At 74.5% G+C, this 15,474-nt stretch carries 14 protein-coding genes and 1 pseudogene; 2 read left to right on the plus strand and 13 right to left on the minus strand.

The genetic code is table 11. The features are described 5' to 3' along the window. Positions 1-149: 149 nt before the first annotated feature. The 13 genes and pseudogenes from ACI8AD_RS11045 to ACI8AD_RS11105 all read right to left on the minus strand — a co-directional run bounded on the left by ACI8AD_RS11045 (position 150) and on the right by ACI8AD_RS11105 (position 13,125). Positions 150-620: a hypothetical protein gene (locus ACI8AD_RS11045; RefSeq protein WP_456870567.1), complete on the minus strand. Its 471-nt coding sequence runs from the start codon at positions 618-620 to the stop codon at positions 150-152. Positions 621-860: 240 nt separating this feature from the next. Continuing rightward, entirely contained in the window at positions 861-1,682 is an 822-nt protein-coding gene (locus tag ACI8AD_RS11050) for a DUF4386 domain-containing protein (protein WP_456870568.1), read from the minus strand. Between the two features lie 86 nt (positions 1,683-1,768). Continuing rightward, the gene (locus ACI8AD_RS11055) at positions 1,769-2,539 is read right to left on the minus strand and encodes a DUF4389 domain-containing protein (protein ID WP_456870569.1); all 771 of its coding nucleotides are present in this window, start codon (positions 2,537-2,539) and stop codon (positions 1,769-1,771) included. Between the two features lie 79 nt (positions 2,540-2,618). Then, positions 2,619-3,032 carry a four-helix bundle copper-binding protein gene (locus ACI8AD_RS11060; protein ID WP_456870570.1) on the minus strand — a complete coding sequence of 138 codons (414 nt, stop codon included), beginning with the start codon at positions 3,030-3,032 and terminating at the stop codon, positions 2,619-2,621. Between the two features lie 14 nt (positions 3,033-3,046). Next, complete coding sequence (locus ACI8AD_RS11065) at positions 3,047-4,177, minus strand: flavin-containing monooxygenase (protein ID WP_456870571.1); 1,131 nt, start codon at positions 4,175-4,177, stop codon at positions 3,047-3,049. Between the two features lie 156 nt (positions 4,178-4,333). Then, positions 4,334-4,702: a hypothetical protein gene (locus ACI8AD_RS11070; protein WP_456870572.1), complete on the minus strand. Its 369-nt coding sequence runs from the start codon at positions 4,700-4,702 to the stop codon at positions 4,334-4,336. Between the two features lie 109 nt (positions 4,703-4,811). Then, the gene (locus ACI8AD_RS11075) at positions 4,812-5,492 is read right to left on the minus strand and encodes a response regulator (protein ID WP_456870573.1); all 681 of its coding nucleotides are present in this window, start codon (positions 5,490-5,492) and stop codon (positions 4,812-4,814) included. 31 nt (positions 5,493-5,523) lie between these two features. Further along, complete coding sequence (locus tag ACI8AD_RS11080; RefSeq protein WP_456870635.1) at positions 5,524-7,281, minus strand: GAF domain-containing protein; 1,758 nt, start codon at positions 7,279-7,281, stop codon at positions 5,524-5,526. A gap of 39 nt (positions 7,282-7,320) precedes the next feature. Beyond that, positions 7,321-7,647 (minus strand): annotated as a pseudogene (locus tag ACI8AD_RS11085) (PAS domain-containing protein); the annotation flags it as partial. A 77-nt stretch (positions 7,648-7,724) separates the two neighbouring features. Continuing rightward, complete coding sequence (locus ACI8AD_RS11090; RefSeq protein ID WP_456870574.1) at positions 7,725-8,495, minus strand: HD domain-containing protein; 771 nt, start codon at positions 8,493-8,495, stop codon at positions 7,725-7,727. Between the two features lie 118 nt (positions 8,496-8,613). Beyond that, positions 8,614-10,359, minus strand: coding sequence for an FAD-dependent oxidoreductase (locus ACI8AD_RS11095; RefSeq protein ID WP_456870575.1), 1,746 nt, complete (start codon positions 10,357-10,359; stop codon positions 8,614-8,616). Continuing rightward, the gene (locus ACI8AD_RS11100; RefSeq protein WP_456870576.1) at positions 10,356-11,681 is read right to left on the minus strand and encodes an MFS transporter; all 1,326 of its coding nucleotides are present in this window, start codon (positions 11,679-11,681) and stop codon (positions 10,356-10,358) included. The genes ACI8AD_RS11095 and ACI8AD_RS11100 overlap by 4 nt, the downstream gene beginning before the upstream one ends. Positions 11,682-12,189: 508 nt before the next feature. Beyond that, the gene (locus ACI8AD_RS11105) at positions 12,190-13,125 is read right to left on the minus strand and encodes an alpha/beta fold hydrolase (protein ID WP_456870577.1); all 936 of its coding nucleotides are present in this window, start codon (positions 13,123-13,125) and stop codon (positions 12,190-12,192) included. Between the two features lie 273 nt (positions 13,126-13,398). Here ACI8AD_RS11105 and ACI8AD_RS11110 point away from each other — a divergent pair, with 273 nt between their 5' ends. Together ACI8AD_RS11110 and ACI8AD_RS11115 are read left to right on the plus strand one after the other, a co-directional pair. Next, positions 13,399-14,013, plus strand: a complete 615-nt coding sequence (locus ACI8AD_RS11110; protein WP_456870578.1) for a TMEM175 family protein — start codon at positions 13,399-13,401, stop codon at positions 14,011-14,013. A gap of 375 nt (positions 14,014-14,388) precedes the next feature. Next, positions 14,389-14,481: an LPXTG cell wall anchor domain-containing protein gene (locus ACI8AD_RS11115; RefSeq protein ID WP_456870579.1), complete on the plus strand. Its 93-nt coding sequence runs from the start codon at positions 14,389-14,391 to the stop codon at positions 14,479-14,481. Positions 14,482-15,474 lie beyond the last annotated feature (993 nt).

Genomic DNA, 15,474 nt, shown 5'->3' on the forward strand with positions numbered 1-15,474 from the left:
GCGGGTGGGTCCGGTGTGCACCCCGTGGCCCACGGCGGGAGGGCCGTCGGGGGACGGGGGACGGCGGGCGGGACGTGCGGTGGTCGTCATGGCGGTCCTGCTCCTTCCGTGGTGCGGTGCTGCGGCGCCGTCGTGGCCGGGCGCGCGGGTCACCAGCCGATCCGGATGTCGGCGATGAGGGCGACGGCGATGAGGGCGGCCGCGACGAAGTCGACGGTGGCGCAGAACGGTGGCCACCAGCGGGTGTTCGCGACGAAGCCGGTGCGGTGCTGCCCGAGGTCCTTGAGGCCGTGGGCGGCCAGACCGGCCACGAGCAGCCAGGCCGATCCGGTCACCCCTGCCGCCGCGACGACGACGAAGGCAGCCGCCACGGCCGTCTCGACGACCAGGACGTGCCGATGCCCGTCGGCGACGGCGAAGCCGATGTAGACCGCGGCGATCAGCACGAGCCCCAGCGCGTAGACGGTCGCCGCGTCGAGCCAGGGAAGGCCCAGTGGGGATGCGGCCTGCAGGCCGCCCCAGACGACGCCCCAGGCCACCGGTGTACGCAGCCCGCGGCCGTGGACGGCGGGGCCGGCTCCCGGCCCCTGCACGTCCGAGGCGCGAGCGGACGCGGTCATCGCCGTCCGCCGCCGGTCCTGTCGGCGAGGGGACGCTCGACCGTGCCGCCGGGGGCGTCGGTCCACGGATCGTGGGCGGTGGACCCGGTCACCCGGACGGCGTGGTCCCCGGCGCTGATCATGGTGCGGGTCTCCCGTCGTCGAGCGAGCAGGGGTGGAGGCCGGTGTGGTCGCCGGTCCCGGGACACCAGGAGCCGGGAGCACGAGACGGCCACCGCGGCGTCGGGTGGCTCATCGCCGTCATCCGGTCACGGCACCTCGCTCAGCGAGGGGCTCCTCGCCGGTCCGCGGGGGAGGGACCGGGGAGGGATCGTCGAGGTCGGCGGTCGGCGCGGACCGCAGCGCGGTGACCGCGGCGGGCCGGAAGCCCCGGACGGTCAGGTACACGCCGAGGGAGAACTCCCAGACCGCGATCGGCAGCGCGGCGAGGACGGCGATCGGCGCCGCGCGGTCGTACACGCCGAAGAAGACCGCGACGTCGGACGCCATCAGCAGCGGCGCGCCGACCAGCCCGAGGACGGGCAGGACCCGCGGCACCAGCCGGGCGCGGTACAGCACGTAGCCCAGGCACAGCGCGTTGAACACCGGCATCAGGCTCTGCGAGAGCAGGAACGTCCAGTCGTAGACCGCGCTCAGGGCGTGGCCGGTCGTGACCAGCGCGGCCGGGTCGGCGCCGGCCGTGCCGGCGACGTCGGCGCGCAGGGTGAGCAGCGTCAGCACGCTGACGACGCCGACGACGATCAGCGCGCCCTCCACGACCCGGGAGGCCACGAAGCCGACGGCGGCCACCTCGCTGACCCGCCGCGCCACCGGGAACAGCACCACGGCGGTGCCGATGCCGGCGAGGGCGACGACGACCTCGGTGAAGGCCGCCAGGAGCACCCCGGTGTCGCTGCCGGCGCCCAGGACGAAGCCGGCCTCTCCCCGCACGTCCTGGTACAGCGCGAGGGTGGGCACGGACACGAACGTGACGAGGTAGAGGACGCCGGCGGCCAGGGAGGTCCGCCGCATCGCGTCCGTCGCGGGTGCCGCCGACGGCGGGATGGAGGCAGGGGCGCTCATGCCGTAACCCTTCGGTGTCGTCGTTCTCGAGGGGTGGGCGGCGGCCGCCGCCGGAGGGGGCGTCGCCCGGCGCCACCCGCAGGGTGCTAGGCGCGGATGCCGGCGGTGGGACCGGTCGCACCCGGGGTGGCCGCGGCCGGGGGGGCCGGGGTTCCGCCGGGTGCGGCCGGGGCTCCGGCCGGTGACGGCGGCGGGGGCGGCGCCGCGGGGACGGAGCCGGGATCCGGTCCGCCCAGGTCGAGGCGGAAGGGCGGGTACCGGTCGGTCATCAGCCCGACGTACGCCGCTACCCGCACCGCCCACCGGTCCATGCCGAGGACGAAGTCGTACAGCGGCCGCGGATAGCGACCGGTCAACAGCAGCACGACCGCGGCGATGAACACGAGCAGGCCGACCAGGCCGCCGCCGGCGCTCCAGTCGTCCCAGGCATCGTCCGTTCCGCCGCGGGTGGTCAACCACAGCCCGCCCCCGACGAAGACCGCCAGCACCAGGTAGTGCGGGACGGCGAGCAGCCACTTCACGAAGACCAGGCCCCGCGAGAGCCGTTGCGGGTAGGCGACGTCCAGGTGGGCGGGGTAGTCGGGCACGTCGGCGAGGGTGAACGGCGGATAGCGGTCGGTGCCGTTGGCTCCGTAGCCGTAGTAGTGCACCCGCCAGCTCCAGCGCATCACGCCGAGGTTGAAGTCGAACAGGCCACGCGGGTAGCGCGCGGTGATCAGGATGGCGAAGAAGGCGATCACGCTGACGACCGAGAAGGCCAACCACAGGAAGGCCAGCACGACGTAGTGCGGGATGAGCAGCAACCACTTGACCAGCCACAGCCCCCGGGAGGCGTCGGAGCCCTCGGACGCGTCCACGCGGACCGGGTACGGCGTTCGGTTCTCTGTCACGGCTCGTTCCTCTCTCAGCAGGTCCGGAACGAAGGCGTCGTCCGCGTCAGCCCAGCGCGGCGATGAGGTCGCGGCAGGCCTGCTCGCAGCGGCGGCACGCCTCGGCGCAGATGCGGCAGTGGTCGTGCATGGACGCGTGCCGCGAGCACTCGTCGCCGCAGGCGCGGCAGGCGGTCGCGCAGGCCGCGAGCACGGCGCGGGTCAGGTTGGCGTCGTAGCCGGTGTGACGGGACAGCACCCGGCCGGTGGTCCCGCAGACGTCGGCGCAGTCGGTGCAGGTGCGGATGCACGTGGTCAGCTCCGCCACCATGTCCTCGCTGAGGCAGGCGTCGGCGCACGCGGTACACGCCTCGGCGCACTCGAGACACGCGTCGATGCAGACCCGCATCCGTTCCCGGTCGACCCCGCCGAGGTCCTTCGGGTAGGTGTCGAGCATCCGGGCGGTGATGGTCGCGGTCATGGCGTCTCTCCTTCTCAGGGGTGGGGCTGACGGCTCCGGGCGTCCGCCGGCGCCGCGCGTCGGCTGGTGCCGGAGTGGCGGATGTGCTCGGCGAGGTGGGCGGCGTCCTCCTGCACGAAGCCGAGCAGCGCGGAGCCGCGGGTGTGCTGCCAGGGCAGGCCCAGGACGTACAGCCCCGGGACGTCGGTGACGCCGCGCCGGTGGACGATCCGTCCGTCGTGGAACACCCCCGGCACCTGGATCCAGGTGTGATCGCTGCGGTAGCCGGTCGCCCAGACGACGACGTCGACGTCGAGGGCGCTGCCGTCGGCGAACCGCACGGTGCGCCCGTCGGCGCCGGTCAGCCGGGGCCGGAACCGGACCCCGGCCTGCTGCAGCCGGTCGCGGTCGGTGCCGATGACGAACTCACCGCGCGCCTGCATCCGCCGGCCGAGCCGGGAGCCGGTGGTCACCCGCATCGCGCCGAGGCGGGTGAGCCACCAGAACAGGTCCCGGCCCAGGACCCGCTGGGGCAGCATCGGCAGGCTGGCGCCCACCGCGACGTCCACCGGGCGCACGGCGACGAACTCCTCGGCGATCTGCAGGCCGGAGTTGCCGCCGCCCACCAGCACCGCTCCATCCGGCAGCTGCGCCGGACGGTGGTAGTCCGCACTGTGGAGCTGGGTCACCGCGGCGTCCAGCCCTGCCGCCAGCGGAGGCACGGCGGGCACCTGGAACGGCCCGGTGGCGACCACGACCTGGCGGGCCCCCCACACCGCGTCGGCGGTCCGCAGCTCGAACCCCTCGGCGGTCCGGTCCAGGCGGAGGACGCGGCTGTCCGTGCGGACCGGGAGGCCGAAGGCGGCCGCGTAGGCCTGCAGGTAGTCGGCGACCGCGTCCTTGCCCGGGTAGGTGTCGGCCGGCGCGGGGAAGGCCATACCGGGCAGGGAGTCGAACCGTGCCGAGGTGAACAGGCGCAGCGAGTCCCACCGGTCGCGCCAGGACCGGCCCACCTCGTCGGCGCCCTCCAGGACGACGAACCGCAGACCCTGCCGGGCCAGGTGCCAGGCCATCGCCAGTCCGGCCTGGCCTCCGCCGACGACGATCACGTCCATCAGCTGGTCGGGGGAGGGGTCGTACCGGGGCCCGCCGGTCGGTCGTGTCATGCCGGCCCTCCGGAGGGCGAGTGGCCGCAGGCGGTCCTCGTGACCTGGGGTCCGCTCTGGTGTCCAGCAGCAGTCTGGAGCTGCGACCGTGGCCGGTCATCGGCGTGATGACCGGACCGGAGGGGGATCTTTGACGTAGTCCCGTGGACCCGTCCCTCACGCCGGGGGAGGGGATGACGGCTGTCCGGCCACCGCCCGGACCGCCTGGGCGAGCCGGTCGGGGAAGTCGACGTCCTCGTCCAGACAGGCCCGGGCACCGGCGGCCAGGACGTCGGGACACCGTGCCGACCCGCTGGACACGGCGATCACCGCGCGCCCCCGACGGGCGAGTTCCTCGACGACCTGCAGGTCCCGCGGGGCCTCGCGCGGGTCCAGCTCCAGGACCACCACGTCGGGGCCGACCCGGGCGTCCAGCTCCGGCAACGTGCGCAGCGCGTCGGTCGCGCCGACGATGTGGCCTCCACCCAGCTCCAGCAGCCTGGACAGGGCCCGCCGGACGCGGACGTCCCGAGCGGCGATCAGCACCCTCACACTGCCCCCTGGACCGGAGTGCCTGCCACGAGCCCACCACGCGCCAGGGCAGGCGACATCGGCGCAATGTCCTGCCAAGGCCGGGAGGAATGTCGGAGGCGGACTACGGGGACGCGGGTGCCAGGCCGTGCTGGATCGCGTACAGCGCCGCCTGCGTGCGCGACCGCAGCCCCAGCTTGTCCAGGATGTTGCTGACGTGGGTGCGGGCAGTGCGCTCGCTGATGGACAGCCGGCGGGCGATCTCCCGGTTCGACAGCCCCGTGGCGAGCAGGACGAGAACCTCGTGCTCGCGGGCGGTGAGGGTGTCGAGTGCCGTTCGGCCGGGTGCGCTGACGGCGCGGGCGAGCTGGCGGGCGACCGCCGGTCCCAGCGGCATCTCACCGCGGTGGGCCTGGCGGATGGCGTCGACGACCTGGTCGGCCTCGGCGTCCTTGAGCAGGTAGCCCGAGGCACCGGCCTCCAGGGCGCTGCGGATCCGGTCGACCTCGCTGTAGCTGGTCATGGCCACGACGGCGACCCCGTCGTACCGCTGGGTGAGCAGCCGCGTGGCGGTGACCCCGTCCGTGCCGGGCATCAGCAGGTCCATCAGCACCACGTGCGGAGCTCCTCCGCCGGCGACCAGTGCGGCCACCAGATCGAGGGCCGCGCGTCCGTCGGCGGCCTCGCCGACGATCTCCACGTCCTCGACGAGTTCGAGGTAGCCGCGCAGCCCCCGCCGCACCACCGCGTGGTCGTCGACGAGGCAGACCCGGATGGGGTCGCCGCACCCTGCAGGTCCGGTCATGGCCGTCCCTCCGCCGGTGGCGTCCCGGCCGTCACGGCCATCCGGGTCCCTCGGGGGACAGGGGGACCGTGGCGGAGATCCGTGTGCCCCGTCCGGGACGCGAGTCCACCAGGAGGGAGCCACCGAGCTGCTCCATGCGCTGCGCCATCGTGTGCAGGCCGAGATGGCCGGGCTGGGAGGAGGACGCGTCGAAGCCCACGCCGTCGTCGGTCACCTCCACCAGCAGCTCGTGCCCGCTGTGCCGGCAACGCAGCCGCACGACGGCACGGCGGGCCGCGGAGTGCTTGGCGACGTTGGCGAGGGCCTCCTGCACCAGCCGGTAGACCTGCTCCTCGACATCGCCCGGCAGGGGGATGGGCCTCGTCGGTAGGCGGACCTCGACGGTGATCTCGGTGCGCGCGCTGATCCCCTCCGCCTGCTTGCGGATGGCGGCGGTGAGACCCTCCTCCCGCAGCGCCTCCGGGCGCAGCTCGAAGATCAGCGCCCGCATCTCCGCGAGCGCCCCCTGCGTCAGTTGCCGCAGGTTGGCCAACCGCTCCCCGAGTGGCCCGTCGGCGGCCAGGCCGGCGCGCTCCAGCAGCAGCTGGGCACCCCGGGTCTCCAACGTCATGGAGAACAGCGCCTGGGACACCGAGTCGTGCAGTTCACGGGCGAGGCGGTGCCGGGCCTCGAGGGCGAGTCGCTGCTGCGCCTCGTCGAACAGGCGGACGTTCTCGATCGCGACACCGGCCTGCGCGGCGAGGGTGACCACCGCGCGCTCGTCGTCGTCGGTGAACTCCGACTCCCCGCGCTTCTCCGTGAGGTAGAGGTTGCCGTAGACCCGGCCGCGCACGGTGATCGGCACCCCCAGGAACGAGGTCATCGGCGGGTGGTGTGGCGGGAAGCCCACCGAGCGCGGGCCGTCCTGGATGCGGCCCAGCCGCATCGGGTGGGCGTCGGAGGTCAGGGCGCCGAGGATGCCCCGGCCGATGGGCAGGGGGCCGATGGCGGCACGCTGCTGCGCGGGGATGCCGTGGGTGATGAAGTCCTCGAGGCGACCGTCGGGTCCGAGCACCCCCACGGCGCCGTACCGGGCGTCGGCCACCTCGCAGGCGAGTTCGACGATCTTGGTCAGCACCGCGGGCAGGGACAACTCGGAGGCCAGCGCCAGCCCGGCGGCGATCAGGGCCTCGTCCCGGCGGGAGGACGCGGCGGTGTCGGCGACCAGCCGGGCGTTGTCCACGGCGGTGGCGGCCTGGTCGGCGACGGCGGCGAGGAAGCGGAGCTCGTCCCCGTCCGGAGGAGGGCCCGGCCAGAAGGTCTTGACGGCACCGACCGGATGGCCGCGGGCGATCATCGGGAAGGAGGCGATGCTGCGCCACGGCAGGTCGTCGTCCAGGTCCTCCAGCGTCCGGAGGACCGGTTCGTCGCGGGTCCGGTCCACCACTATTGTGCGGCGGCTCCGCCAGGCCGACACCGCGGGCAGGACGCCGATGCCGGACGCCAGCGCCCGCTGGAACCGTTCGGCGTAGTCCGGCGGCAGGCCCGCGGTCCCGGCGACCCGCAGACGGGTCGGCTCACCGTCGAAGACGATGGCGGCAGCACCGCTCATCCCGGTGGACTCCACCAGGCAGGCGGCGACGGTGTCGAGCGTGGCCTCCAGCGACTCGGCCGTCGCCACCCGGGCGGCGACGTGGCCGAGCGTGGCCCGCTCGCGTACGGCACGCCGTTCCGCGGTGGCGTCCCGGAACACGCGCACCACGAGGCGTCGCCCCTGGACGTCGACCGGGGTGTCGCAGGAGTCGACCACGCGTCGTCCGTCGCCGGGGTGGGATGGCCCTGTGGGGAGCGGCGGCGCCGTCCGTCCCACCAGCGGGTCGTGCCCTGCGCCGGCCAGAGCGCGACCCGCCGGGTTGACGTGCAGGACCCGTAGATCGCGGGTGAACAGGGCGACGCCGAACGGCAGGAGGTCGACCGTCCTGATCAGGTCGTCGAGTCCGAGCCCGCTCGCTCCAGCACCGTTCCTGGCAGCGGCGCGGGCGTCAGGAGCACGCACCACGGCCACCACCACCCCACGGTCGGCTGGGCCGACCGTACTCGCGCACGCCACGCCCGAGCGGTCCTCCGAGCGGCGGGACACGAGGACGAGGTGTCCTCCAGCCGGCACCGGCACCACCTCGACGAGCGGGTGCCGTCCGGGTCGGTGAGTGCTCCGGCGCCCCCCGGGGAGCGGTGGACCGGGGCCACGGCGGGTCAGCCGCGGAAGGGCGCGAGCCTGATCGCGAGGTCGAGGGCCCCGTACCTGCGCAGGAACGCCACCCGCCCCCGGGGCACGCGGGCCGCTTCGACGCGCAGCGCCGCGGCGAACTCGTCCTCGAACCCGAGCCGGGGATGCCGTTCCACCACTCCGGAGCGGAGGTCCGGCGGCAGCCGCCAGGCACGCACCCCGACGACGTCCACGCCGGCGCCGGCGGCCAGCAGGTGGGCCACCGGGCCGTGCGCGAGCGGGACGTCCGGGCCGAGGTGCAGCGTGATCGCGGTGCACAGCGTCTCGGTGGCGGCCGGGGACAGCCCCGCCTCCTCGGCGACGTCGCGGGCGATGCGGGCGCTGCTCCGGGTGAAGTCGACGCGCTCGACGCTGGTGGGCAGTCCGGTGTCGTGGAGCAGGGCGGCGGCGAACAGCAGCCCGGTGTCCACGGTGAGCCCCTCCAGCGCGCCCAGCGCGGCACCGAAGGCGAAGGTCCGGAAGGAGTGGTTGAGCAGCGCCGGGCTGAGCCTTCGGCGCGCCTCGGACACGGCGGCCCGCGTGAGCGCCGAGTCCGGTGGGACCAGCACGGAGGGAGCCACCGGGGCGGCCCGCCGTCCGGGGTCGAGACGGATCAGCATCGACAGGCGACCGGCCGCGTTGACGGCGTGGGTCCGGACGAGGGGACCCAGCAGCGAGCGGCGCTCGGCGCGGGTGAGTTGCCCACCGGTGCGCTCGACCCAGCTCAGGGTCCCCAGATCCGTGGCGGTGGTGTTCACGGGCGTCTCCCGGTGTCGGGCGGGCACAGGTCGCCTCCGGTCGAGCGGCTCGTCGCACACGGGGCGCTCCTGGGTGCCGACGAGCCGTGGGTCGTCCCGGCGCGACCTGGAGGGGGCCTCAGACCGGGGCCCGGTCCCGCGCGTGCTCCGGGCCGGCGGCCAGGTGGGCCAGGTAGCGGTGGATCGATCCGACGGTCACGGAACCCTCGCCGACGGCGCCGGCGACCCGCTTGACCGAGCCGTAGCGGATGTCGCCGGCGGCGAAGACGCCGGGGCGGCTCGTCTCGAACGGGTAGGGGTCGCGGGCCAGCGGCCAGTCGGCGGAGGGGACGTCGCGGCCGGTGAGGACGAAGCCGTGCTCGTCGAGGCGGAGGACGGGGGCCAGCCAGTCGGTGCGCGGTTCGGCGCCGATCAGGACGAAGACGGCCGCCGCGTCCACGTCCTCCGTCCTCCCCGTCCGCCGGTCCTGCAGGGTCAGGCCCGCCAGCCGGGCGTCCCCGCGGCCCCCGACCACCTGGGTGTGCAGCCGTACCTCGACGTTGCGCGTGACCTCGACCTGCCGGACCAGGTAGTCCGACATCCCGGCGGCCAGGGACCCGCCGCGCACCACGAGGGTGACCCGGGCCGCGTACCGGGCGAGGTGCAGGGCGGCCTGCCCGGCGGAGTTCGCCCCACCGACGACGTAGACCTCCTCGCCTGCGACCGCCGGCGCCATCACCCCGGCCGCTCCGTAGAAGACACCGGCGCCGGTGAGCCGGTCCAGGTCGGGGACTCCGAGCCGGCGGTAGCGGACCCCGGCGGCGAGGATCACGGCCCGGGCCGCCACGGAACCGCCGTCGGAGAAGCCGAGCACGTGCCGGCCGCCGTCGGTGGTCAAGGCACACACCTGGTGGGTGAAGACGAACTCGGCGCCGAGCAGCGTGGCCTGCTGCCAGGCACGGTGGGCCAGTTCGCCACCGCTGATGCCGCCGGGGAAGCCGAGGTAGTTGCGGATCATGGAACTGGTGCCGGCCTGTCCGCCGATGGCCCGCTCCTCGAGCAGCAGGGTGCCCAGCCCCTCGGACGCGCCGTAGACGGCGGCGGCCAGGCCGGCCGGCCCGGCCCCGAGGACCACCAGGTCGTAGTCGTCGGCGGCGGGCCGGACCCGGATGCCGTGGGAGAGGGCGAGCTCGACCATCGACGGCTGGTACAGCACGGACCCGTCGTGGCGGATCACCGCGGGCAGCCGCCCGACGTCGAGCCCGAGGTCGCGGATGAGCCGGCGACCGGCCTCGCTGTCCTGCGGGTGGAACGTGTGCGGTATGCCGTTGACCGTCAGGCCGTCCCGGAGGTCGTGGCAGCGCGGGTCCCACTGCTCACCCACGACCCGGTAGACCAGGTGGCCCGGGCGGTACGCCCTCGACCAGGCGCTGAGGGCCTCCTGCACCCGGGGGTAGAGCCACTCCTCGGGGTCGACCCAGCCCTTCACCATCCAGGCGTCCATCTGTCCGAGCGCGTTCGCTCGCTGCAGGGCGGGCAGTTCACCGAACGGGATCCGGGTGTGGTTCTCGTCCATGTCGAACAGCAGCAGGCGGGCAGCACCGCGGTGGAGGTCCGTGGCCTGTTGCAGGAGGGCGACGCCGTCGCCGTCGGGGAGGTGCAGGTCCGCAGCGACGAGGGCGACCGGGTCTCCGGCCTCCGACAGGCGACGGAGGGCGGCTCGTGCGGCCCTGGCCGAGCTGGCGGTGAGCACCCGGTAGTCCCGGGCGAACCGGTGCTCCAGCGCTCCCGCCGTGATCGCGAGGTCCTGTGCATCCCCGCCGACGACGAGGAGAACCGGCTGTCGTGATCCGAGGGGCGGGGTCCCCTCGTCGGGGCCGGTCACGACACCCGCTCGCTCCGGTCGGCCGCCGACTGGTCTGCGACCAGGGCGGGCGCAGCCGGAGTGCGATCGTCGTCGAGGCGGCGGAGGGCGGGGTTCAGCAGCATGCCGAGGGTGACGGCCAGGTAGAGGACGCCGAGGCCGACGATGGTGGGCACGAGGCCCGCCCCCTCGACGACGAAGCCGACGACGGCGATGACGAACGGGGCCGCTGCCGACGACAGGGACTGCAGCGCGCCGAAGACACGGCCGTAGAGCTCCGCCGGGGTGACGGTCTGCACCACCGTGAACAGCAGCGGCACGATCGGGCCGGCGACCACGCCACCGAGCAGGACGAGCACGATCATGAGCCCGAGGGGTGGGGTCAGCGCCAGGCCGCCGTACAGGAGCAACGCTCCAACGGCACCCCCGAGCAACATGGTCAGCCGCCGGGGCATGCGGTGCCCGATCACGCCGAAGAGCGCGGCACCGATCAGGGAGCCGGCCCCGATCGCGGAGGTGAGCGCGCCGAGGCTGGTGGGGCTGTCCCAGACGTCGCGGGCGTAGACGGGCAGGACGACGGTGACCAGGGACGCGTCCAGCGCGTTGGCGACCGAGACGACGAGGACGATCGACACCAGCAGGCTGTTGCGCCGGACGAACCGCAACCCGACGAGGAGCTCGGCCCAGTAGTGCCGGCCCGCCTGGACCGGCGCCGCCCCACCCTCCTCGTGACTGCCGGGACGGACCAGAGCCGCCACGAGCAGGGCGGAGACGACGAACGCCACCGCCTGGACGTAGAGCACGTTCGCGGGACCGACGATCGCGATCAGCACTCCGCCGACGATCGGGCCGACCAGCATCGCCCCGCGGGTGATCGCCCGGTCCACGGCGTTGGCCCGCTCGATCGTCAGCGCCGCGCGGCGCGCCAGGCCGGGCATGATCGAGTAGCGGGCGGTGTCGCCAGGGGCCTGCATCCCGGCGATGAGGAAGCCGAGGACGAGGATCTGCCAGAACTGCAGGGCGCCGGCCGCGTGCAGCAGTGGGATGGCCGCCACCCCGACCGCGGCGCCCACGTCGGTGATCACGCTGGACCGCTTGAACCCGAGCCGGTCGATCACCGGACCGCTGAACACCGCCGCCAGGACCCCGCCGAGGGTGATGGCCGTGGCCACCAGCCCGGTCCTGGCCGCACTGCCGGTGGTCTCCAGGATGAACCAGGGGATGGCCACGTTGGTCATCTGCCCGCCGAGCGTGGAGATCCCGTTGGCGCTCCACATGGCGAGGATCCCGGTCCGGTCGGCCCGGCCCAATCCCTGTGCGGTCGTGTCGCGCGTCGGCGTCATGTCCAGCCCTCCGCCCCTGGTGCGGTCGGTGCGGCACCGGGTCCGGGTCTCAGGCCCGATCCCGCGCGGCCCTCGTGCGGTTGCCCGCGAACGGGGTTGGCATCATGCCGACGCCGGAGGGTCGGCACCAGACCGTCCAGAACGCGGCGCACCGATGGCTCCGTTCGCTCACCCTGTGCCACGGACCGAGCACCGGAGCCCGGGCCCCGCGCAGGTGCGGCACGCTGCCGGGTGCCGTGGACCGCTCTCGCTCCCGCACGCGCTGTCGCGTCGACGGACCGGGAGGTGCCCGGCCGTCGCCGCACAGGGTCGGGTCGAGCGAGGTCTACGGGCGGTGGGGAGGTCGACCGCAGCCGCCCGCCCGGTGCGGTCGAGGGCGCCGGAGCGCAGAGCCACCCCGGCACCAGCCCGCCGAGAGAGACGATGATGTGTACAGCGCGCAGGTCACCGGTCTGCAGGGGCCTCAGCTCGCAGGTCCGTCGGTGACAGCCTCCGGTGCGCGGGGACCTCAGCGGGGTCCCCGGCGCTCGCTGCGCGACGTGGCGCTCCGGCGGGTCACCTGGTCGTAGAAGTCGTCCAGCAGCGGGAGGAACCGGTCCGGTGCCTGCAGCCACGGCAGGTGCCCGCAGCCGTCGAGGACCTCGTGCCGCGCCCCGGGCAGCCGGCGCCGGACCGCGTCGGTGCTCGGCCCGTAGACGTCGTCGGCCCCGTAGACGACGAGGACGGGGACGTCCGTGACGGTGCCGAGGTCGTCGAGCACCCCGGCCGGTGTGCGGGTGATCGACCGGACGGTGCCGCGGGCGGGGGCCCCGTGCGCGCCGCGCAGCCACGAGCGGTCGGCGGGCGGCGCGGCCGCCGGATCGGGGAAGTAGTTGGCCCACACGCGGGCCAGCACGCGGCGGCCGGCGATGTCACCGAGGCGTCCGGGGAGGCGGGCGGCCAGCGACCACGCGCCGAGGGCGGCGAAGCCGGCGGGGCCGCTCTTCCGGCGGTTGTGGGCCACCACCTCGCGCTGCATGCGCGTCCAGTCGGCGCCGACGCCGGCGGAGGAGTTGGCGAGGACGAGGCTCCGCAGCCGCTGCGGGTGCCGGCGGGCGTACAGCTGGGCGAGCAGACCGCCCCACGAGTGCCCGAACAGGTGCACCCGGTCGGCGCCCAGTGCCCCGCGGACGGCCTCGACGTCGGCGACGTGGTCGTCGAGGCGGTAGTGCCCGTCGGTGGTCGAGGCGCCGACACCGCGCTGGTCGAAGGTGACGGCGCGGAAGCGGGGTGCCAGGTGCCTCGCGACCGGCTCGAGGTAGTCCGGGCAGCCGGGTCCGCCGTGGAGCAGCAGGACGACGTCGCCCGACGACCCGAACCGCCGGGCGGCCAGCACGACCTCGCCGGAGTGCACCTGCAGGGAGGCGACCGGCAGGGGAGAGCGGGGGTCGCTCGACGTGGCCATGCCCGACCTCCGTGGGGCTCGCGGTACCCCGGACGGTGGCCGGTCCGGGCAGCGGCCAGGAGGGACCGAGGACCCGGGGGGCGCGGCCGAACGGCTCGACGTCGGGGACCGCGTCCGGTCCGTCCCCGCGGGACCCCGTCGCGGGGCAGCATGGTCGCCCGGTCGCGCGGCCGGGTCAGCGCCGGAGGACCGACCCGAGGAGCGAGGATGACACGCACGCACCGCCCCCGTCCGCCCGCACCCGGCGCCGCGCCTCCGGGCGGGTCCCCGCTCGTGGAGTCCCCTCTGGGCTTCGAGCGGCTCGTCTTCTTCAGCGACGCCGTCTACGCCATCGTCATCACCCTGCTCGTGCTGCCGCTCACGGCCGAGATCGAGCTGCCGGAGAACGAGGAGGGGCTGTTCCGCCAGGTGCTCGACCTGTGGCCGACCGTCCTGACCTTCGCCGTCAGCTTCCTGGTGATCGGCCAGTTCTGGATCGCCCACCACCGCACCTTCGGCCACGTCCGCCGTTCCGACCACGGCCTCCTGTGGTTCAACCTGGTGGCTCTCATGACCGTGGCCTTCATGCCGTTCCCGGCGGCGCTGCTGGGCTCCCACTCCACCGCCGACGACGCCTTCCCCGTGGTCTTCTACGCCGCCAGCCTGACCCTCGCGAGCGCGGCCCTGACCGCGACGTGGCTGTACGCCGCCCGCCGAGGACTCCTCGACCCCCGCCTGGACGACCGGTCGACCGCCGTCATCACCCGCCGGGCCTTCGCGACGACCGCGGTGTTCGCCGCCTCGGTGGGTGCGGCGTTCGTCGGTCTCGTGCCGGCCGTCTGCTGCTGGCTCGTGGTCCTCCCCGTCGTCCGGGTGCTCGTCGGGCGGGAGCAGCACGTCCCCTCCTGACCGGCGACGGCCCGGGGCACCACCGCCGCCGCAGGAGCCCGAGGTGGTCCCGGCCCCCGTGCGGCACACTCCCGTCGGCCGACCCTCCGCATCGCCCAGGACGACGCTGCCGACGACCTGCTCGGCCGCTATCCGCTCCCGCTCGTCCGGGGCATGGCGTCCGACCAGCCCGTGCGTCGACGACGCAGTGGCGACGACCGCTGGGACGTCGAGCCGGAGGCGTTCCAGGACCGGATGCGCTCCGGTCGCGGTGCGCAGCGCGGTGCTCGTCCTCGTGGGGTGACGCCGTGCGCGGAGGTCCGGCGCAGGCTGACGGTGACGGGCGGGGCGCGTCACGGGGCGCCGTCGTGCTCACACACGCGAGAGGAGCGACCGATGAACGGCTGGCTCATGTGGGGCCTGGTTCTTCCGCTGCTGCTGGTCGTGGCCGGGATCATCACCATCCGACGCCGCAACCACCGGCCCTGACCCGGACCTCCCGCCGCTCCTCGTGCCCCCGGTGGCTGGTCGTCGGGAACGTCGGCGGACACGTCGACCGGGATCCGCGACAGGGCTGCCCGACCTCACCGGCGGACCTGCGAGCTCCCCTCGGCGCCGGTCCCGTCGGTGCACGTCCGCACGCTGCGGTGCGTGGCGGTCCACCCACACACGTCGGTACCGCTCACCAGCACCTCGACCGGGCTGTCGATGAGGAAAGATCGGCGAGCGTGCCGACCCTCCGCATCGCCCAGGACGACGCCGCCGACGAGCTGCTCTCGCGTGACCCGCTCGCGCTGCTCCTCGGCATGCTGTTCGACCAGCAGGTGTCACGAGGAGCAATAGGCGAAGCTGCAAGGGACGTCGCCCGCACGCCGGTGACCGGCCCGAGCGGGACTCGCCGCTGTCGCACGCGCCGGACGGGTGACCAGGGAGGTGGACGACCCGGGACGGTGGTCCCATGAGCAGAAACCGGCGACCGCTGCTCTTCATGGGATGACCCACTGGGGCCGGTGCGCGGCTCGGGTTCGTCGCCAGCGTGAGACCGGTCTGCTGCTGGAGGTCCTCCAGACAGCCGCCGCCGGCATCGAGGTCGTGCTGCCCGCGCGCGGGCCGGCGCGGCGCCTGCTGGACGTCACCGGACTCACCGACGTCCTCCGCGGCAGGAGGCCTCTGCTACCCCGGTGACCGGGACGGGGCGCCGTCGCCGCCGGCCCCTGCAGACCCGTGGACCGTCGGTACGGCCGTCCAGAGTCGTGTCGATGCTCCCGCACGCCACACCGCACGTGGACGAGGTCAAGGACGGTGACCTCCATCTCGCCTCGGTCGACAGTCAGTTCGGCGGAAGGAGTGCCGGCTCTTCCCACTGACCCGAATCACTGCGGTCCGGCGGTGCCCGCCCGCTGACCGACGGTTCATCCCAACCCGCGACGTCGCACGGGGGCGCTCGGGGGCACGCCTGTCGATCGTCCGATGCAGTCCTCC

Source organism: Geodermatophilus sp. SYSU D00766, assembly GCF_054049915.1.